The following is a 20428-nucleotide window of genomic DNA, read 5'->3' as shown; positions in this document are numbered from 1 at the left end:
AAAGCTTGCCAAGACAAACCAAAGACAACAGGAGACAGACAGTGCGAGCGAATGGATCAGGCCCCACGGCCGTGCCGGTCGAACAGGTGCGCGAACAGATTCTGCAGGTGTTGATGGCCTGGGGCATGGCCGAGGACCTGGCGCACACGACAGCGGGCCTGATGGCGCGCACGGATCTGCTGGGCATCGACTCCCATGGCATATCCATGCTGCCCGCATACGAGGACAAATGGCGCGCCGGCACGTTGCGGCTTGATGCGCGAGCCCGCGTGGTGCGCGATGGCGGCGCCAGCGCGTTGATCGACGGCATGGGCGGGCTGGGCTATCCGGTTGCCGCGCAGGCCATGAACCTGGCGGTGGACAAGGCTCTGGAACACGGCGTGGGCGCGGTGTCGGTCTGCAACTCGCATCACTTCGGTGCGGCGGGCGTGTACGCGCGCATCGCGGTGGAGCGCGGCGTGGTGGGGCTGGTCACCAGCAGCGCCAACGGCGTCATCATGGTGCCCACGCGCGGCGCAATGCCCATGCTGGGGACCAATCCCATCGCCTTCGGCGCGCCTGCTGCCTACAACGAACCGTTCGTGCTCGACATGGCGACCACCACCGTGGCGGCAAACAAAGTCAAGGTCTACGACTTCCTGGGCAAGCCCTTGCCACCCGGTTGGGCGGTGGACGGGCAGGGCGCCGCGGTCACCGACGCCGACGCCGCCATGCAATTCATCTTCAAGCATCCCGAAGGCGGCCTGACGCCGCTGGGCGGCACGTCCGACATGAGCAGCCACAAGGGCTACGGGTTGGCGATGATGGCGCAGATCCTGGGTGGCACGCTGAGCGGCAGCGCATTCGCCGCCCGTCGCGCGCCGACGCGCCAGCCTGGCGAGCCCGATGACGTGGGGCACTTTTTCCTGGCGCTCAATCCGGACGCCTTCCGCGCGGCGGGGTCGTTCGAGTCCGACATGGACGACATGATCGACGCCCTGCACGACACGCCGCCGGCCGACCCGGCCGAACCCGTCCTGGTGGCGGGCGAGCCCGAAGCCGCCGAGCGCATGCGGCGCCTGCGCGAAGGAATCCCGATCCCCGTAGCCTTGGCCGACAAGCTTCGCGCCATCTGCGAACGCGCCGGCACGCCGTACCTGCTGGACCCGGCCTGATCACCGGCGGGCAAGCCCGACATCCACTGGCCCGGGCGCGCGGCCATCGCGGCGACCGGCACTGTTTCTGTTTTCCTGACATGAAGGCGGCAATGAACTCACCTCTTCCCAATCGCTTCCGGCAACGTATCCTGGCCCGCGAGCGGCTCATCGGATTCTGGATGTGCATGTCCAGCCACATCACTGCCGAGCTCGTCGGCCTGGCGGACTTCGACTGGCTGCTCCTTGACGGCGAGCATTCGCCCAACGAAGTGCCGATGTTCCTGCAGCAGTTGCAGGCCCTGCAGGGCAGCGCCAGCGCCGCCGTCGGCCGTCCGTCGTGGAACGACCCGGTCGAGATCAAGCGTCTGCTGGATATCGGCTTCTACAACCTGTTGATTCCCTTCATCGAGTCCGAAGAAGACGCGCGTCGCGCAGTCGCCGCCACGCGCTATCCGCCGCAGGGCATGCGTGGCGTGGCGGGAGCCCAGCGCAGCAACCGCTATGGCACGGTGCCCAATTACCTGCAGACCATCAACGACAACATCTGCGTGCTGCTTCAGATCGAAAGCCGGCCGGGAATCGAGGCGGTGGACGAGATCGCGTCCGTCGAAGGAGTGGATGGCGTATTCATCGGGCCGTCCGATCTGGCGGCTGCCCTGGGTCACATCGGCAACCCGGGCCATCCCGAGGTGCAGGAAGTGATCCGCCATCTGCACCAGCGCGTGTCGGCGCAGGGCAAGGCCGTGGGCATCCTGGCGCCCGTGCACGCCGATGCGCGGCGCTACCTGGACATGGGGATGCACTTTGTGGCGGTGGGCACGGATCTGGGTGTGTTCAAGCAGGCGACCTTCGCGTTGCGCGAGGCGTTCCCCACTTGACCTTGTGGTGTCAGGCGCCTTGGGCGCCTGACACGGACGACGCTGCGTCTTGCAGGATGATCGGCCTGACCTCGGCCGATCATCCTGCCTACCGCATCACTCTTCCAGCGCCAGCAGTTCGGCGATGGTCTGGCGGCGGCGGATCAGGCGCGACTCGCCCTTGTCCAGCAGCACTTCCGGCGCCAAAGGACGGCTGTTGTAGTTCGAAGACATCGACGAGCCGTAGGCGCCTGCATTGTGAAAGACCATGTAGTCGCCGATGCGCGGCCGCGGCAGCAACTGATCGGACATGACGCCGCCTTCGTTCTGCGTGAACACGTCACCTGACTCGCACAGCGGGCCAGCCACCGCGATTCGCGTCTCGGCCGCGCCTTCCGGGTAGCCGCCGTCCGGCGCGTGCACGGAAATCCTGTGGTAGCTGCCGTACATGGCGGGGCGCATCAGGTCGTTGAAGCCGGCGTCGACCAGCGCGAAGTCACGTTCGGGACGGCGGTTGATCGCATGCACCTCGGACACCAGCGCGCCCGCTTCGGCCACCAGGAACCGGCCAGGTTCGATTTCCAGGCGGATCTCGTGGCCCAGGTATTGCGCGATGCGCTGACGGGCTGCGTCCCACTGTTCGAAGTAATGATCGCAGTCGATGCGCGGCTCGCCTTCGCGGTAGGGAATCGACAGGCCGCCGCCCGCCGAGATGGCCTCGATGTCGTGATCCAGCGACTTCACCACGTCCACCATGGCGTCGCAGACGCTGGAAAGGTGCTTGTAGTCGACGCCGGAACCGATATGCATGTGGACACCGACGAGCTTGAGCCCGTGGCGGCGAACGATGGAAACGGCTTCAGCCACGTCGCCGATCCAGATGCCGTGCTTGCTTTGCGGGCCGCCGGTGTTGGTCTTGTTACTGTGGCCGTGGCCAAATCCCGGGTTGATGCGCAGCCACACGCGATGGCCGGTCGAGGCCTGGCCGACGCGGGACAGCATGTCCAGCGAACCGGCGTTGACGGTGATGCCGTGCTTGAGCGCGGTGGCGAGGGTGGCGTGGTCGATCAGGTCGGCCGTGAAAACGATGCCTTCGGGTTCGCTGCGCGGCTGGAAGCCTGCGGCCAGGCTGCGTTCGATCTCGCCCAGGGACACCGCATCCACGAACACACCTTCCGAGCGCATGAGGCGCAGGATGTGCAGGTTGGAGCACGCCTTCTGGGCGTAGCGGATCGTGTCGAAGCGGCGCAGTTGCGCAATGCGGTCACGAATGACGGCGGCGTCGTACACCCAGAGCGGCGTGCCGTGCTCGGCGGCGAGTTGGGTGAGCTGGCGCGGATCGAAGGCCATGAGGGGCAACCTTTTGTTGATTGAAGCAAAGGCGGCATGATGCCCGGGCATGCCCATCCAGTAAAATGCTTTGATTTACCAGATCCATTCAATCCTGATATGGAGCGAAATGCTGACGCACCGTCATATCGAAGTCTTTCGCGCCGTGATGATCGCCGGCAGCGTGACCAAGGCCGCCGAGCTGCTCAGTTCCTCGCAGCCCACGGTCAGCCGGGAGCTTGCCCGCATGGAGCAGTCCATTGGCTTCGCCCTGTTCGATCGCATCGCGGGTCGGCTGCGGCCCACGATGCCGGCCCTGGCGCTCTTCGAAGAGGTGCGGCAGTCCTATGCGGGGCTCGAGCGCGTGGCGTCCACGGCGGCGCGTTTGCGAGCCTTCCGCGAAGGGCAGCTGTCTGTGATCTCCCTGCCGGCGTTTTCGCATTCGATCCTGCCTGCGGCCTTCCAGCGGTTTCACGGACGACATCCCGGCGTAAGCCTGTCGATAGAGGCGCAGGAGTCCCCGCTGCTGGAAGAATGGCTGACGGCGCAGCGCTACGACTTGGGACTGACCGAACACGACGTGGCCCCGGCCGGCACCCGGCTGGAGCTGCTGCTGGAAGTGGACGAGGTTTGCGTGCTGCCCGACGGCCATCCGCTTTTGGCGCGCGCCGCCATTGATCTACCCGACTTCGATGGGCAGGCGTTTGTCAGCCTGTCGGCCAATGACCCTTATCGCATCCAGATCGACGAGGCCTTTGCCGAGACGGGCGTCTTGCCGCGGTCCATCGTAGAGACGCCCACCGCAGTGTCGGTCTGCACCTTCGTCCGGCAGGGCTTGGGCCTGGCGATCGTCAATCCGCTGACCGCCCTGGATTTCGCGGGGCGCGGACTGCACATACGGCCATTGACGCGATCATTTCCGTTCCGCGTCAATGTGGTGTTCCCGGAATATCGGCCGGGCAATCCACTGGTTCAGGCGTTCATGGCGTCACTGCACGACGCAGCGGACGCCATCAAAGAGAGGCTGGCGCCCGCAAGCCGCTAAAGTAGGGCGGGATAATCAGGCGCGGGCGGAGCAAAGAATAAGCTGGCAAACAAAAAGCCGGCAAACAAAAAGCCGGCAATCGAAAATCAGCTGAACAAAACAGACAAAAAAAAGGATGCCCGTGGGCATCCTTCTTCATTTGCCGTATTCGTGACGCCCCGAAAGCGGGGGCGGCAGAATGGCTTAGGCCAGCGCCTTGATGGCGGCAGCCAGGCGGCTCTTGTGGCGAGCGGCCTTGTTCTTGTGGATGATGTTCTTGTCAGCCACGCGATCGATCACGCTGGTGGCCTTCTGGAACACTTCGCCAGCCGCAGCCTTGTCGCCAGCGGCGATGGATTGGCGAACGCGCTTGATGGCGGTGCGCAGCATCGAGCGCAGGCTGGAATTGTGCTTGTTGCGCTCAACGGATTGGCGAGCGCGCTTGCGGGCTTGGGCGGTATTGGCCATGTTGCTATATAAGTTGAATTCGGCAAAGTCGAACATTGTAGCAAGTCCCTAGGGGAATGCAAGCTATTAATGTCGCTTTAACCGATGGAGCGCCCGTCAACCGGGCGGGAGGGCGCTGCTGGGAAGAATTCCCGGGGTGGAGAACCCTTGCGTCTGATCCTCTTGAAAACCTTGAGGAATATGCGCGGCGCCTACGGGGTAAAACAATGGATAAAACACTGGATAAATACTCGGTATCGATTATACAACGGAAGCGACCGGCAGAACCGCTTCTGACGCCAGCGTTGTCAGGCGGCGACGTTGATCGACACGAACCAGGGCGTAAAGCGGCGCACCTGGATGGGCATCTGGTCTTGCAGGCTGTCCAGCGCGGCGTCGGTGTCGTCCAACGGAAAGTGGCCCGACACTGGTAGACCGCCGGCAGCCATCGACACGCGGAGCGTGCCGCTGCGATAGGGGCGCAGCGCGGCAATGACTTCGGCCAGCGGACGGCCGCGGGCCTCGACCCAACCGGATTCCCAGGCGGCTTCGGCCATGAGTTCGGCGCGCGGCGTATCCATGCGGGCATTGTCGAAGCGGGCGCCCGTGCCGGCCCGGATGGTGCCATGGGCGCCGGACATGGTCTCGACTTCGACCTCGTGTTCGTGGACCACCACGACGGTGCGCTGCGCCTGCTGGCGCACCATGTAACGCGTGCCCAGGGCCCGGACCGTGCCTTGGGCTGTCTGGACGAGGAAGGGGCGCCGCGAGTCGGGCGCAACCGACACGGTGACCGCGCCATCCAGCAGCCGGACCTGGCGGTAGGCGGGCGTGAAATCCAGGTTGACGCGGCTGCGAGCGTCCAGCAGCAGTTGGCTGCCGTCCGACAGCAGGTAGCGGCGGCGCTCGCCCGTTGCCGTGGCGGCGTCGGCCGCAACATTGTTCAACGGGTAGAAGGCGTTGCCCACGTAAGCTGCGACCGCTCCCGTACCGGCGAGCGCAAGCGCGCCAGTCAGGAAACGGCGGCGAGGCGGCACGATGGCCGGCGGAGGAGGAGGGATCAACGACTGGGCAGCAGCGGCGCTGCCTGTGGCGTAGGCGTCGCCGAGCCGGCCGAACGAAGACCCTGCCAGTGTGCCCGTCAATTGCTGCCAGGCGTTCTCATGGACAGGGTCGGCCGCGCGCCACGCCAGGAAGTCGTTGTAGTCTTGGGCCGTGGCCTTGCCAGAGCGCAGCAACAGCAGCCAATTGATCACCTGGTCCGCCATGGGTTGTCCTTGGGCGTACTTCACTTCATATTCCCGCAGGCCTTGGCCAGCAGGGGGTCCTCTTAGTCGCGATTTTTAAATCATAAAGGTTTTTTACCAAAGATTACGCGTCGCCTGTCAATTCTTGACGAATTTAATGCGAAAAGCCGGTCTTTGACCGGCTTTTGGACGGGAATGTAGACCAAACGGCTGGAATTACCGCTTTGGGCGTCGGCCGAAGTCTCGCAGGCGAAACCCAAACAGTAACAACATTCCGAAGTACACGATACCGCTGGCGGCCAGGACGCCGCCCAGCATGGCCGCCCGCTGACCCGCATGAGCTTGCAAACCCAGCCAGTCGATCTTGCCGTCGGCGTACCAGAGCAGCGCCGCCAGCGCGGCCAGCGCCGGCACGATGCGCAATGCGAACGACGTCCAGCCGGCTCCGGGCGTGTAGACGCCCCGGCGGCGCAGGCCGATCAGCAGCGCCAGCGCGTTCAGGCAGGCCCCCAGCCCGATGGCCAAGGCAAGGCCGGCGTGCGCCATCAGCGGCACCAGCATCAGGTTCAGCACCTGCGTCAGCACCAGCACGCCGATCGCGATCTTCACGGGCGTCCGGATATCCTGCTTGGCGTAAAAGCCCGGGGCCAGGATCTTCACGGCCAGCAGACCGATCAACCCTGCGGAATACGAAATCACGGCCAGCCGGGTCTGCAGCACGTCGTGCCCGTCGAAGGCGCCGTAGTGGAACAGTGTGGCGACAAGTCCATCGGACAGCAACGCCATGCCCACCGCGGCCGGCAAGCCCAGCAACAGGACCAGCCGCAAACCCCAGTCCAAAAGCTCGCTGTAGCCGCCGTGGTCGTCGCGTGCGTGGGCGGCGGACAGGCTTGGAAGCAAAACCGTGCCCAGCGCCACGCCCAGCAGCGCCGTGGGAAATTCCATCAGGCGATCGGCGAACGACAACCAGGTCACGCTGCCCGGCGTAAGCCAGGTGGCGATGTTGGTGTTGATCAGCAGCGAAATCTGCGCCACCGACACGCCCAGCGTGGCGGGCGCCATCTGCTTCAGGATGCGTTGCACCGTCGGGTCAGCCCAAGCCTGGCCGAATCGCAGGGAGAAGCGCGGCGTGAGGCCCAAGCGAGTCAAGGCGACCCATTGCACCGCCAGTTGCGCGATGCCGCCGATCATGACGCCGACGGCCAATGCGTAGACCGGCACGTCCATGCGCGGCGCCAACCAGATGCAGGCGCCGATCATCGATAGATTGAGCAGCACGGGCGTGAATGCCGGGACGGCAAAGCGCCGCCACGTATTCAACACGCCGGACGCGAAAGCGATAAGGGACATGCAGAGGATGTACGGAAACATCATCCGCGTCATCCAGACGGCCGCGCCGAACTCGGTATCGCGGGCCGCGCCACGCAGGCCACTGGCCATGGCGGACACCACCCAGGGGGCTGCAACGATGCCGATCAGCGTGACCAGCATCAGCGCCGCGGTCAGCAGGAGCGCCACGCGGTCCAGCAGCGTGCGCACCTCTTCTTCCGAGCGGTTGTTGCGCGCGGCGCCCAGGATGGGAACGAATGCCTGGGCGAATGCGCCTTCGGCGAACAGGCGGCGCAGCAGGTTGGGAATGCGGAATGCGACCCAGAAGGCGTCGGTGATGGGACCCGCGCCGAATGCGCGCGCCACCAGGATGTCGCGGATCAGGCCGGAAATGCGCGACAGCAGCGTAAAGCTGCTGACGGTGGCCGCCGAACGAAACAGGCTCATGGGTGGACTACTGAAGAAGGTGCGGGCCGGGCCTTCGAGGCAACATGGGCTGAGCGCCCGGCCACTCGCAAAGCGGCCCACGTGGTGGGCCGGCTTTATAGAGAATTACTTCGGGGGCATGCGGATGGCGCCGTCCAAGCGGATCGTTTCGCCGTTGAGCATGTCGTTGGTGATGATGCTGTGGACCAGCTTGGCGTAGTCTTCCGGGCGGCCCAGGCGGGCGGGGAACGGAATGCTGGCGGCCAGCGAATCCTGCACTTCCTGCGGCATGCCGAAGATCATCGGCGTGCCGAAGATGCCCGGGGCGATGGTCATGCAGCGGATGCCGGTCTTGGCGAGGTCGCGCGCGATGGGCAGCGTCATGCCCGCCACGCCCGCCTTGGACGCGGCGTAGGCCGCCTGGCCGATCTGGCCGTCAAAGGCGGCTACCGAAGCCGTGTTGATCATCACGCCGCGCTCGCCGGTGGGCTCGGGCGTGTTCGCGCTCATGGCCTCGGCGGCCAGGCGCATCATGTTGAAGCTGCCAATCAGGTTGATCGACACGACCTTCTGGAACAGGTCCAGGGAGTGCGCGCCGTTCTTGCCCACGATCTTCGCGGCAGGCGCGACACCCGCGCAGTTGACCAGGCCGAACAGCGTGCCCAGTTCCAGCGCGGCGGCCACGACCTTCTTGCCGTCGGCTTCCTGGGTTACGTCGCAGTGCACGTAGCGTTGGCCCAGTTCCTTGGCCAGGGCTTCGCCCGGCTCGTCCTGCAGGTCGGCGATGACAACCTTGGCGCCGTTTTCGACCAGCATGCGCGCGGTGCCGGCGCCCAGGCCGGATGCGCCGCCGGTAACGATGAATACCTTGTTCGCGATTTCCATGTATGTACCACCAGGTCAGTTCAAAAGAAGGAGGGCGGCGCGGCGGGCGCCGGATGCAACAAGGCCTTCGGGCCTGGGTCGGAACGTCTTGCGTCCGGCCGGCGCCGAAGGCCTTGGGGCCATCGAGGCGCCGATCAGCTCTGGACGGCCTCGAACAGGCGGGACTTGATTTCGTCGACGGCGCCCACGCCCGAGATCTTGCGGTACTTCGGCGCGGCGGCGGCGTCCTGCTGGGCCCAGGCCGAGTAGTAGTCGACGAGCGGACGTGTCTGGTCGCGGTACACGTCGAGGCGATGGCGCACGGTTTCTTCGCGGTCGTCGACGCGCTGGATCAGGTCTTCGCCGGTGACGTCGTCCTTGCCTTCGGTCTTGGGCGGGTTGAAACGCACGTGATAGCTGCGGCCGCTGGGCTGGTGCACGCGGCGTCCGCTCATGCGTTCGATGATGTCTTCTTCGGGCACGGCGATTTCCACGACGTAGTCCAGCTTGACGCCGGCGCTCTTGAGCGCGTCGGCTTGCGGGATGGTGCGGGGAAAGCCGTCGAACAGATAGCCATTGGCGCAGTCGGACTGCTTCAGGCGGTCTTGCACGAGGCCGATGATGATCTCGTCGGAAACCAGGCCGCCGGCGTCCATGACCTTCTTGGCTTCAATACCCAGCGGGGTGCCCGCTTTCACCGCCGCGCGCAGCATGTCGCCGGTGGAAATCTGGGGAATGCCAAAGTGCTGCGTTAGAAACGCGGCCTGGGTGCCTTTGCCGGCGCCGGGGGGTCCGAGCAAGATGAGACGCATGAGTGCTCCTGAAGGGGTTTATTTTTTGTGATCCGGGGGATTATGCCGCAACGCAGCAGCCAATGCGGGGCTGCGCCATGGGAAATAACCCTTATATCGATTTGCTGTAGATCAAGCGGACGCGCTCTAGGTCAGCCGGGGTATCTACCCCGCCGGCAGGAGGCGTCGACGCCCGATGTACGACGATGGTGTGGCCATATTCCATGGCGCGCAGCTGTTCCAGCGATTCGAACCGTTCCAGCGCGCCTTGCGGCAGGGTGGGATAGCGGCGCAGGAATGACACGCGGTAGGCGTACAGGCCGATGTGGTGCCAGGCGGGCAAGCCGTCGGCCAGCACGCGTTCGCCGCCCGCCAGCGCGTCGCGGGCCCACGGGATGGGCGCGCGCGAAAAATACAGCGCACGGTCATCGGCGGAACAGACCAGCTTCACCACGTTGGGATTGAACAAGGCCTCGGCGTCGGCCAGGGGGCACGCGGAGGTGGCGATGTCGGCCTCTGGATGCGCCTGCAGCTTGGCTGCCACGGCGTCGATGAGTTCGGGCTCGATCAGGGGCTCGTCGCCCTGGACGTTGACGACGATCGCGTCATCAGGCAGACCCAGTTGCTCGACGGCTTCGGCCAGGCGGTCGGTGCCGGTGGGGTGGTCGCTGCGCGTCATCAGGGCGTGCAGGCCGTGCGCCTTAGCGGCCTGCTGGACGCGGACGTCGTCAGTCGCGACGTACACCGCCGAGGCGCGCGACAGCGCGGCACGGTCGGCGGTGCGCACGACCATCGGTTTGCCGGCGATGTCGGCCAGGGGCTTGTCGGGAAGACGGGTCGAGGCGGTGCGCGCCGGGATGATGGCGATGAAGCTCACGATGCGGCGTTCAGCGGGGAGCTGCGGCGTCGTCCAGCGCGCGGGCTTCCGACTCCAGCATGACGGGAATGCCGTCGCGCAGGGGGAAGGCCAGCCGGTCCGCGCGGCAGATCAGTTCCGCCTGCTGGCGGTCATGTTCGAGGCGGCCCTTGCACAGGGGGCAAACGAGGATGTCGAGAAGTCGGGATTCCATGACCGGAATTCTAAAACAGTTTTCCGCTGCGACAGCGTCGGCGCGCGGTCGAAGAATCCACCGTCAGATGCGGGGTGGTGGTCCGACCCTAGTTCCCTGCGATCTTGCGGGTGCGCAGCGCTTGCGCCAGCCAGTCGAACAGTCCGGCGTCGGAAAAGTCGGCCTGGACGGGCACTTCCCACAAGCGAGCGTCCTGCAGGGCGCCGCATTTGATGGCGTCCTTGGACGTGACCAGAATGACGTCCGCCTCCATCCCCTGGAAGGGCGACGTGGCGTAGTCATGGTGGTCGGGCAGGGGAAGGGTGGCGGCCAGCGTGATGCCCGCGGATCGCAGCGTGTCGAAGAAGCGCTCGGGATTGCCGATGCCCGCCGCTGCCGCGACGCGTGGCTGTCCGGAGAACGCGCCCAAGGGGTGTGAAGCATGCCCTTCGATCTGTCTGGCGTCGCCGGGCTTCAGCCACATGCGCACCTGGCGGGGGCGGCCGCCGACCGGGGGGGCGTCCGAATCTGCCGCGGGTGTGCCGATGTTGGTCACCACGGCGTCCACGTCGGCCAGCCGGCTGGCGGGTTCCCGCAGCGGCCCGGCAGGCAGCAGGCGGCCGTTGCCCACGCCGCGCTGGTCCTGCACCACGATTTCGATATCCCGCGCCAGGGCCAGGTGCTGCAGGCCGTCGTCGGACACGATGACGTCAACCTCGGGGTGCGCCTGGAGCAGCGCCTGAGCGGCGAGGGCGCGCCGCGGATGGATGGATACCGGAGCGCCGGTGGCGCGGGCGATCAGCGCGGGCTCGTCGCCGTACTGGGCGGCCTCAAGCTGGCCCGAACCCACTCGAGGCCGGGGGCCGACCTTCACGCCGAACCCGCGGCTGACGACGCCCGGGGTGTAACCGCGCGCCCGCAGGCCTTCGACGGTGGCGATCACCATCGGCGTTTTGCCGGTGCCGCCCACGTAGATGTTGCCGATCACGACGACCGGAACCGGCGGCCGGTACGGCTTCTTGGCGCCGCAGGCATAGCTCGCCCGCTTGCGGGCGACGGCCCAGGCGGTAAGCGCGGAAAGCGGGCGGAGGGTCGTGGACAGCCAGCCGCCGTGCTGCCATTGGCGCGCCAGCAGCGATGCGCGTTTCGAACTCACCGGGAAGTCTGGGCGGCGAAATTGACGCGGCCGATGCCGGCCAGGCGGGCGGCTTCCATGATGTTGATCACGGACTGGTGCGTGGCTTGCGCATCGGCGTTGATGACGACCAGCGGTTCGGTCTTGCCCGCGGCGGCCTGGCGCAGGGCGTCGGCAATTTCGGGCGGCGTGGAGACGTCGATCAGGGTGCCGTTCAGGGCATAGCGGCCGTCCTGGCTGACGGCCACTTCCAGCGCCGGCGGGGTGTCCTGCTCGGACGAAGCCTGCGGAAGGGTCACCTTGAGCTGCGTAAAGCGCGCGAAAGAGGTGGTGGCTGCCAGGAAGATCAGAATGACCAGCAGGACATCGATGAGCGGGATCAGGTTGATGTCCAGCTCATCGCGGTCGCCGCGGGAACCGCGGAAATTCATGGTCGAGCCTCGCGCGGTGCGCGCGTCGGCGCGACGGCCCGGACCAGGCGGGAAGCAGCCTGTTCCATGGCGCTGAGATAGCCGTCCACGCGGCCACGCAGGTAGCGATGCGCAATCATGGCCGGAATGGCGATCAGGATGCCGAAACCGGTGTTGTACAGCGCCATCGAGATGCCGCGCGCCAGTTGGGCGGGGTCTCCGCCGCCGGGTGTGTACGAACCGAAGATCTCGATCATGCCCACCACCGTGCCGAACAGACCCATGAGCGGAGCGATGACGGCGATGGTGCCAATGGCGGAAATGTAACGGCTGAGATCGTGCGCGACGGCGCGGCCGGCGTCCTCGACCACGTTGCGCAATTCCTCGCGAGGCAGGTGGCGGTGACGCATGACTTCGGCCAGGACGCGTCCCAGCGGCGAATTGCGTTCCAGCCGGTGGATCGATTCGGGGGTGTCCTGGTGGGTGCGCAGCATTTCGGCGACCTGTTCGTTCAGGCCGCGCGGCAGGACTAGGCTCCGACGCAAGGAGAGGAAGCGCTCGAGGATCAGCGCCAAGCCCAGCACGGATGTCGCCAGCAGGGGCCAGATGGGCCAGCCGGCCTCGCGCAAGATGGAAAGCAAAGCGGTCAACTCCTGAGGAGCCGTGGCGCCGGAGGGCGCGCATTGGCGTCTGAACAAGCCGAAACTGTAACGGTGCGGAGCTTTCGTGGCAAGGCAGGGTGACCCCGAATCTATCCACAGAATCTGTGGATAATTATGTGTAAAACTCAGCCGGAAGGCTTATGGGCACAGGGCCCGCGCTTGTTTGCTTCAAAAACGCACAGCGTCGCCTTGATATAAAACTCATAAAAATCAATTACTTGCACCGAAAATACTGGCTCTTCGGGCAGCTGCTGCAAAATCCTGGGGACGCGGTATCATTGCGGCCCGCTATGCATGCCCTGTGGACAGGTTCGCGTCGGAAAGCCGCATGACAATTGAATTCCCAGTCACAAACAACGCATTCACGCGGGAAATCCTTACAGTTGCCCAGCTAAATCAAGCGGTGGGGCAGTTGTTGGAGCGCAGCATTCCGGCGCTGTGGGTTCGCGGTGAGATTTCCAACTTTACGCAGGCGGCTTCCGGCCATTGGTATTTCACGCTCAAGGACAGCCGGGCCTCCGTGCGGGCTGTCATGTTCCGAAGCCGCGCCAGCGCAGTGGGATTCGTGCCCCGGGCAGGCGACCAAGTCGAAATCCGTGCCAGGGTGTCCCTGTATGAACCCCGCGGCGATTATCAGCTGCAGGCTGACGCCATGCGGCGGGCAGGTCTAGGGAATCTGTACGAGGCGTTCCTGCGTCTGAAAGAGCAACTGGCATCCGAAGGGCTGTTCGATCCCGCCCGCAAGCGCGAGCCCGTGCGGCTGCCGCGTGCGATCGGGGTGATCACGTCCCTGCATGCGGCCGCGCTGCGGGATGTTCTTTCCGCCCTTGCCAGGCGCGCACCCCAGGTGCCCGTCATCATCTATCCCGCTCCGGTGCAGGGCGCGGATGCTGCGGCCCGGCTGGCGGCGCAAGTGCGCATGGCCAACCAGCGGGCCGAGGTGGACACGCTGCTGCTTGTGCGTGGCGGCGGCAGCATCGAAGACCTCTGGAGTTTCAACGACGAGGACCTGGCGCGCCAGGTGGCAGTCAGCGAAATCCCCGTCATCAGCGGCGTGGGGCACGAGACCGACTTCACGATCGTGGATTTCGTGTCCGACCTGCGGGCCCCCACGCCCACGGCGGCGGCGGAACTGGCCTGCGCGCCGCGTTCCGAACTGCTGGGTCAGGTCATGCAGGCTGCTCAGTCCATGACGCGCGGCCAGCAGCGCCGGCTGGAACGGGCTGCGCAGCGGCTGGACCGGGCCGCCGCCCAACTGGTTTCCCCCGCGCAGCGCCTGGAACACCAGCGCGAACGGCTGAACAGCCTGCGGTTCCGTCTGGCGTCGGCATGGTCCGCTCCGCAGGGCAGGCGCGCCGCACGCGTCAACCTGCTTGCGCAGCGCCTGACGCATCGCGTCCCCGACACGGGCCGAGCCGCCGACCGCCTGGCGGGCGCCGTGCGCCAATTGGGTCTGGCGCATACGCGGCTGCTCAATCAGGGGCGGAACAGGCTCGCCGCCGCCAGCGCGCAACTGCGCGCCCTCGACCCCGGCAACACGCTGTCTCGCGGCTATGCCATTGCCCGCGACGCTGAAGGCCGCATCGTGCGTGACGCCGCCGCTTTGGCGGCCGGCCAGCCGCTGGACCTGAGCTTTGCCCAAGGCGGCGCGCAGGTCCTGGTCCAGCAGACCCGCAAGACGCGCGACGCAAGCTGACACCTCAGGGCCGCCCGTGCGCCCGATAGAGGCACGGATCGCGCCACTTCCACGCATTCAAGAACGACTCGATGTTGCACAACAGAAACACGGGGTGGATGGCGGCCGGCCTAGCCGCGGCGGCATTCGCGATCGGCGCGTTCGGGCCTGCGCGCGCCGACTCGCAGGGTCCACAGCCAGCGCCGCCAGATTGCAATTGCGCCTGGCCATACCGTGAGTACAAGAACGCCGATACGCCGCAGACCCAGGCGCTGTTTGCCGCCGTCAGCCGCAGCGACGAGGCGGCGTTCGCGGCCGCCCTGGCCAGCGTGGAGAAGCCCGGCGACTACGCCATCGACGGCGTGCCCTTGTTGCATGCGTTGTTGATGCCTCCACGTAGCATGCGGTCCGATAAGGTGTATTGGGATATGGCGCCGCAGGAAGCCGCGCGCATCCGCGAGGATTATCGGAGCCTGCTGCCGGCCCGCACCCGCATGCTGGCCGCGCTGCTGGCCACCCGGCCCCCGCTGGACGACGTGACCTACGAATCTCGCCATCCGTCCTTGCACCTGGCCATCCTGTACGGCACGCCGGAGATCGTGGACGCGCTGCTGGCCGCCGGCGCCAGCCCGGACCAGCGCGGCGACGAGAATCGCAGTCCGCTGGAATTCCTGCTGGACCGCGATTTCGAATTTGCGGTGCGCATGACCTACATGCCGCGTCTGGTGGGCCGTGCGGACATGACGCGGATGGTGCTGGCGCTCTTCAAGGCAGGCGCCGGTCGTCCGTATGCCAGGCTCGACCAGCCCGCGCAATCGGCGCAGCCCGGTTCTCCCGCGGACGCGAGCGGCAAGCAGCGCCCCTCGGCCGATTTCCTGGCATGGCTGCCGATCGTCGAAATGACGGAAGGCGCAGAACCGTTGCGCGCGCTGGCGGCTACGGGCAGCAAACCCGCCTATGACGAGGAACTGACGGCCCTGGCGCTGGCCGCGTACCGTGGCGATCCCGAGGCGGTGTCGCTGCTGATGGAGCTGGGGCCGCGCACGATACCCGCGACCGGCTACGGTGAAACTGGCGAACGCGATGTGTGGCTGGATGCGGCCCAAGCCGCGGTGGCGGGCGGTCATCCGGCCATCGCCCGGCAACTGCTGCGCCAGCAAATGCCTTTTGCACAGCGCGGCCCTCAGGTCGGATCTGCCCGGCTTGCCTTCACTAAATTCGACACCGCGCCGGCGCCCATCATGAATCTGGCTGCGCGCCAGGGTGACACGCAGACCTTGCAGCGCTTGGTCGCGCTCGGCGCGCCGCTCGAAGGGGATGAGTCCGAGCCCTACGGCAACACGCCGCTGGCGGATGCCGTCGAGGCGGGCAAGCCGGAGGCCGTGAAGATCCTGTTGGCAGCCGGCGCTGATCCGGCGGCCAAACGCGAAGGGTACGACCGGAAGTCGGCCCTGGAAGCGGCGGTGCAGGCGCAGGACGTCGCGATCCTGAGCGATCTCCTGGCAGGGATGACGCCAGAGTCGCTGCGCTCCGCGCTTAATGATTCCGAGCATTCGCCAGTTGCGCGCCTGTTGCGCGAGCCGGGCAAGCACGGCGCCGCCATGCTGCGGGCGTTTACCGACGCGGGCTTCGACGTCAAGACGCTAGGTGCTGGCGCGATCCGGCAGGCCCTGGAAAACCGCGACACGGCGCTGGCGCTGAAGCTGATCGACGCTGGCGTGCCGGTGAATCCGTCTGCGCAGGCCGACACGCGCGTCGGCGCCGCGCGGGATCGTTATGACCCCGCATCCACGCCGCCGCTGCTGTTGGCGGCGACGTACGGCCAGCTTGCTGTCGTGGACGCGTTGCTTGCCAAGGGCGCCGATCCTGCGGCCCTGGCGCCCGGCGGCGAAAGCGGGTTGTATTGGGTGATCGGCAGGCGTGACACCGCGATGCTGGAACGACTGGAGCGCGGCGGCGCGAAGCTGGACGATCGGCGTCTGCCTCGGGCGCCGCAGCCGTACGCCTTGTTGAACGCCGCCGTGGCTTCCGGCGATATGGCGATGGTGCGCAGGGTCAGCCAGGCCAACGGGCAGTCGCTGAAAGACGCCTGCCTGCCGGAGAACAGCGAGCACGCCTTGCTGGACACGCCGGGCTATTTCGCACAATTGCGGGCTGCCGGCTTCACGGGCAGCGAAGGCGCTTGCGCGCGGGACGCGGGCCGCCTGCATTACCGCATCCTATCGTTGCTGTTGCAGAGCCGTCAGTTGATCACGGCCAGGCATGACACCGTCGTGGAAGTCTTGCGGCAATTGATCGATGCGGGTGCGGACCTGGATGCGACCCTGCCCGACGGCGGCACGCCGTTGAACGAGGCGATACGGCTGGGGCGTCGTGATCTGGCCGATGCCATGCTGGCGGCCGGGGCCAGCCCGGACGCTGTCGACGGCGCTGGCCGCAGTCCGGCCTGGGTGGCTCTGGAGACTGGCCAGCCCGCCATGCTCTCGCTGCTCGCGCGTCATGGCGCGCGCTTCGATGCGGCCGCTGCCCCGCCAGGACAATCGTTTTCCGTTGCGCTGACGTGCCAGTCCGCGCCGCCCTTTTCCCGCGTCCTGCTAGAGGCAGGCGTGACGCTGCAGGCGGATTGTCCGCAGCCTTCGCAGGGCAGGCGCGTGGGCGCCAAGGCAGCGAACAAGTCGTCGGATGCCGTGCGCCTGCCGGGCCATTATTACCTGCGCGGCGTGCGAGAAGTGGGCAGCGAACTCCTGCTTTTGGAAGACGGCAGCTTCGAGTACTTCATGAGCTATGGCGCCATCGACATCAGCGCGCGCGGCGCGTGGCGCAGCGACGGCAAGCATCTTTTCCTCGACACGCCGCCGGTGCAGCCCTACTCGGCCATCCAGGACGTGCGGGCGGACTCCCGCGCGGGCGACGACGGTCTGTTGACGGTGCGTGTGTACCATCGCGGCCGGCCTGTAAGCATCGATGTGGCGATGTCGTCGGCGGATGGCGACTACGGAGGCGCCCCGCGGCAATCCGAAGGGGCGGACGGCGTCACCGCTCCCATCTCGGCGGGCGGCCTGAAGGCGCTGGCCGTGTTCGTTCCGCCGCCTGCCGGCGCGCGCTGGCACAACGTCGACGTTCGCGAAATCGACCCCGATGCGCGCGCCTTGCGCATCGATGTGGCGGCGCCCGATGAAGCGGCCGGCGCGCCGTTGCACAAATCCTTTGCGCTGGCCAAAGATGGGGCGCTCGTCGAAACCAGCGGGAGCAGGGAACTGCGCTACGTGAAACAGTAGCGTTTGCATAGACTCAGACACCGAAGTCATAAGCATGTGTCCCTTAACCCCGCGCCAGCGCGGGGTTAACACGGTATCCTCATTAGTTGCCGATACAATTGAACGGCTTGATCGTGCACTCAACAGAAGGAACCATCACATGGCACATACTCTTCCCCCCCTGCCTTACGAACTCGACGCGCTGGCGCCGCACATCTCCAAGGAAACGCTGGAGTTCCACTACGGCAAGCATCACCAGACGTACGTCACGAATCTGAACAACCTGATCCCGGGCACGGAATTCGAAACGCTGTCGCTGGAAGACATCGTGAAGAAATCCTCGGGTGGCATCTTCAACAACGCAGCTCAAGTCTGGAACCACACGTTCTACTGGAACAGCCTGGCTCCCAAGGCTGGCGGCGCTCCCTCGGGCAAGCTGGCTGACGCCATCAACGCCAAGTGGGGCAGCTTCGACGCCTTCAAGGAAGCCTTCAACAAGTCCGCCGCCGGTAACTTCGGTTCGGGCTGGACCTGGCTGGTCAAGAAGACCGACGGCACGGTCGACATCGTCAACACCAGCAACGCCGCCACCCCGCTCACGACGGCCGACAAGCCGCTGCTCACCTGTGATGTCTGGGAACACGCGTACTACATTGACTACCGCAATGCCCGTCCGAAGTACCTGGAAAACTTCTGGGCGCTGGCGAACTGGGACTTTGCCGCCAAGAACTTTGCCTGATAGGCAGTCGCGGGCGCCAATGCGGCCCTGGCGCCGCAGCCCGCAGAACCGAACCCCTCGCCCCGGCGAGGGGTTTTCTTTTGTTCAGGAAAAATTCAGTTTCGCCGTCTGTGTCGATTGTCGAATTCATTAAGGGGAAATAGCGCGAGAACATGCTTTTTTTTGGGGTAACCCCTAGTAGATAGCCCGCTATCGTTGCCGGGTCTTGCGCTGCGCCACGGAGCAAAGGACTGCGGTACGACCGCAATAGGCCGGGGTAATTACAGGGAAGGGAAGCATGTTGCGGTTATTTTCAGGGTTGCGTATCGGCGCTCGCCTGACGGGAGCATTTTTGCTGGTGGCGGTGATAGGGGGTGCGATCGGGGCCTTCGGCGTATGGGGCCTGTCTCGTATCAATGACATGAACGACCGGCTTTACGACACCGAATTGCGCGGCATTTCGGATCTGAAGGAAGCCAATATCAATCTGATCTACGCGGGGCGCGCGCGCAATGCGTATCTGGGCGCGTCGTCGGATCAGGAGCGGCAGGCGCTGCGCAAGCAGTTCGACGACGCCGTCAAGACCATGGACACGCTGCGCGAAAAGGCCGCTGCGAATTTCTACGAAGAGCGGACCAAGCAGCTGCTGGCGCAATTCCGCGAAGCCGAGCAGGCGTGGAAGCGAGAGGCCACGGCCTTTTTTGACGCTGCCAAGGCGCAGCCAATGACGCAGACCGATCCCCGCGTGGCCGAGATCGAAAAGCGCGTCATCGCCACGTCGCAGAAGCTCGATGACCTGATGACCAGCCTGGCGCTTAGCAAGGAGAAGGCCGCCGAGCGAACCGTGCAGGAAGGCACGGACCTTTACGGCACCGTCCGCGCCATCATGATCGTGCTGGCCGTTGCGGGCGTGGCCATCGGCATGCTGCTGGGCTGGCTGGTGACGCGCGGCATCGTGCGACCGCTGGACCAGGCCGTGGCTGCGGCGCGTCAGGTTGCCGCTGGCGACCTGACGGCCGACATCCGCGTTTCCACGCGCGACGAGACTGGCGACCTGATGGGGGCGCTCAAGGCCATGAACGAGAGCCTGTCGCGCATCGTGCGCGACGTGCGAGACGGCTGTGAGAACATCGCCTCGGCGTCGTCGCAGATCGCCCAGGGCAACTCCGATCTTTCGCAGCGCACCGAAGAGCAGGCTTCTTCGCTGGAAGAAACCGCGGCGTCGATGGAAGAGCTGACCAGCACGGTGCAGCAGAACGCCAACAACGCCAGCGAGGCCGACCGCCTCGTCAACCAGGCGTCCACCGTCGCAGTGCGTGGCGGCCAGGTTGTGGATGGCGTGGTCGAGACCATGAGCGCGATCTCCGACAGCTCGCGCCGAATCGCCGATATCACGGGCGTGATCGACGGCATCGCCTTCCAGACCAATATCCTGGCGCTCAACGCCGCCGTGGAAGCGGCGCGGGCAGGCGAACAGGGCCGCGGCTTTGCGGTGGTCGCCGGTGAAGTGCGCACCCTTGCGCAGCGTTCGGCCGTGGCCGCCAAGGAAATCAAGGCCTTGATCGACGAATCCGTGACTCGTGTCGAAGGCGGCACGCGACAGGTCGATGAAGCCGGCCGGACGATGCGCGAAGTAGTGGACAGCGTGCGCCAGGTGGCAACCCTGGTGCGCGAGATCGCCAGCGCGTCGGAAGAGCAGTCGACCGGCATTGGCCAGGTGAACCAGGCCGTGGCCCAGATGGACACGGTGACCCAGCAGAATGCCGCGCTGGTGGAGGAAGCGGCCGCGGCCGCAGCCAGCATGCAGGAGCAGGCCACACGCCTGGCGCAGGAAGTGCGCCGCTTCAAGGTCGACGCGGGCGGCAGCCAGGCGCTGCAGGCGCAGCCCCGGCTCATGCCGGCCGAGCCCGTCGCGCCGCGCAAGCCGGTCGAGTCCGCGGTTCGTCCGGTGCAGGCGCGGCCCGCGCTGGCAAGCGCCGCGCAGGACGACTGGTCGTCCTTCTGATCGAGGGCGGCGCTGTCGGCGCGGCGGTTCGCGCTTTCGGTTGCGGGTCAGGATGGAATGGTATGGT

The 20428-nt window shown here is 66.0% G+C and carries 18 protein-coding genes; 7 read left to right on the top strand and 11 right to left on the bottom strand.

The window, feature by feature from the left end:
• Positions 1–41 precede the first annotated feature (41 nt).
• Both RT614_RS16325 and garL read left to right on the top strand, forming a co-directional pair.
• Positions 42–1154: an Ldh family oxidoreductase gene (locus RT614_RS16325; RefSeq protein WP_313623160.1), complete on the top strand. Its 1113-nt coding sequence runs from the start codon at positions 42–44 to the stop codon at positions 1152–1154.
• 92 nt (positions 1155–1246) lie between these two features.
• A complete protein-coding gene (gene garL / locus RT614_RS16320; RefSeq protein ID WP_313623159.1) occupies positions 1247–2014 on the top strand; it encodes a 2-dehydro-3-deoxyglucarate aldolase in 768 nt (255 codons plus the stop codon).
• 96 nt (positions 2015–2110) lie between these two features.
• Here garL and lysA read toward each other — a convergent pair whose 3' ends face one another.
• Entirely contained in the window at positions 2111–3343 is a 1233-nt protein-coding gene (gene lysA, locus RT614_RS16315) for a diaminopimelate decarboxylase (RefSeq protein ID WP_313623158.1), read from the bottom strand.
• 109 nt (positions 3344–3452) lie between these two features.
• Between lysA and RT614_RS16310 the strand changes: the two genes are divergently transcribed.
• Positions 3453–4367, top strand: a complete 915-nt coding sequence (locus RT614_RS16310; RefSeq protein WP_313623156.1) for a LysR family transcriptional regulator — start codon at positions 3453–3455, stop codon at positions 4365–4367.
• Positions 4368–4550: 183 nt separating this feature from the next.
• Here the strand turns inward: RT614_RS16310 and rpsT are convergent, their stop codons facing one another.
• The 10 genes from rpsT to RT614_RS16260 all read right to left on the bottom strand — a co-directional run bounded on the left by rpsT (position 4551) and on the right by RT614_RS16260 (position 12685).
• On the bottom strand, positions 4551–4814 hold the full coding sequence (gene rpsT, locus RT614_RS16305; protein WP_043542310.1) for a 30S ribosomal protein S20: 264 nt from the start codon (positions 4812–4814) through the stop codon (positions 4551–4553).
• A gap of 287 nt (positions 4815–5101) precedes the next feature.
• The gene (locus RT614_RS16300) at positions 5102–6061 is read right to left on the bottom strand and encodes a FecR family protein (protein WP_313623233.1); all 960 of its coding nucleotides are present in this window, start codon (positions 6059–6061) and stop codon (positions 5102–5104) included.
• Between the two features lie 195 nt (positions 6062–6256).
• Complete coding sequence (gene murJ / locus RT614_RS16295) at positions 6257–7816, bottom strand: murein biosynthesis integral membrane protein MurJ (RefSeq protein ID WP_313623155.1); 1560 nt, start codon at positions 7814–7816, stop codon at positions 6257–6259.
• Positions 7817–7921: 105 nt separating this feature from the next.
• Positions 7922–8680 carry a 3-hydroxyacyl-CoA dehydrogenase gene (locus RT614_RS16290; RefSeq protein WP_313623154.1) on the bottom strand — a complete coding sequence of 253 codons (759 nt, stop codon included), beginning with the start codon at positions 8678–8680 and terminating at the stop codon, positions 7922–7924.
• A 134-nt stretch (positions 8681–8814) separates the two neighbouring features.
• On the bottom strand, positions 8815–9471 hold the full coding sequence (adk, locus tag RT614_RS16285; protein ID WP_313623153.1) for an adenylate kinase: 657 nt from the start codon (positions 9469–9471) through the stop codon (positions 8815–8817).
• 91 nt (positions 9472–9562) lie between these two features.
• Positions 9563–10327: a 3-deoxy-manno-octulosonate cytidylyltransferase gene (gene kdsB / locus RT614_RS16280; RefSeq protein WP_313623152.1), complete on the bottom strand. Its 765-nt coding sequence runs from the start codon at positions 10325–10327 to the stop codon at positions 9563–9565.
• A 10-nt stretch (positions 10328–10337) separates the two neighbouring features.
• A complete protein-coding gene (locus tag RT614_RS16275) occupies positions 10338–10520 on the bottom strand; it encodes a Trm112 family protein (protein WP_280019052.1) in 183 nt (60 codons plus the stop codon).
• Between the two features lie 88 nt (positions 10521–10608).
• Positions 10609–11655 carry a tetraacyldisaccharide 4'-kinase gene (gene lpxK, locus RT614_RS16270; protein ID WP_313623151.1) on the bottom strand — a complete coding sequence of 349 codons (1047 nt, stop codon included), beginning with the start codon at positions 11653–11655 and terminating at the stop codon, positions 10609–10611.
• Entirely contained in the window at positions 11652–12065 is a 414-nt protein-coding gene (locus tag RT614_RS16265) for a biopolymer transporter ExbD (RefSeq protein WP_313623150.1), read from the bottom strand. The genes lpxK and RT614_RS16265 overlap by 4 nt, the downstream gene beginning before the upstream one ends.
• Positions 12062–12685, bottom strand: a complete 624-nt coding sequence (locus RT614_RS16260) for a MotA/TolQ/ExbB proton channel family protein (RefSeq protein WP_313623149.1) — start codon at positions 12683–12685, stop codon at positions 12062–12064. The genes RT614_RS16265 and RT614_RS16260 overlap by 4 nt, the downstream gene beginning before the upstream one ends.
• A 349-nt stretch (positions 12686–13034) precedes the next feature.
• Between RT614_RS16260 and xseA the strand changes: the two genes are divergently transcribed.
• The 4 genes from xseA (at position 13035) to RT614_RS16240 (ending at position 20361) form a co-directional block, all read left to right on the top strand.
• A complete protein-coding gene (xseA, locus tag RT614_RS16255) occupies positions 13035–14402 on the top strand; it encodes an exodeoxyribonuclease VII large subunit (protein WP_313623148.1) in 1368 nt (455 codons plus the stop codon).
• A gap of 71 nt (positions 14403–14473) precedes the next feature.
• A complete protein-coding gene (locus tag RT614_RS16250) occupies positions 14474–17659 on the top strand; it encodes an ankyrin repeat domain-containing protein (protein WP_313623147.1) in 3186 nt (1061 codons plus the stop codon).
• Positions 17660–17798: 139 nt separating this feature from the next.
• Complete coding sequence (sodB, locus tag RT614_RS16245) at positions 17799–18377, top strand: superoxide dismutase [Fe] (protein WP_313623146.1); 579 nt, start codon at positions 17799–17801, stop codon at positions 18375–18377.
• A gap of 277 nt (positions 18378–18654) precedes the next feature.
• On the top strand, positions 18655–20361 hold the full coding sequence (locus tag RT614_RS16240) for a methyl-accepting chemotaxis protein (protein ID WP_313623145.1): 1707 nt from the start codon (positions 18655–18657) through the stop codon (positions 20359–20361).
• Positions 20362–20428: the final 67 nt, after the last annotated feature.

This window comes from Achromobacter sp. (genome assembly GCF_032102605.1).
GTDB lineage: Bacteria > Pseudomonadota > Gammaproteobacteria > Burkholderiales > Burkholderiaceae_B > Achromobacter.
The sequence above is the reverse complement of the archived record's forward strand: the minus strand, read 5'-3'. Positions and strand labels throughout refer to the sequence as shown.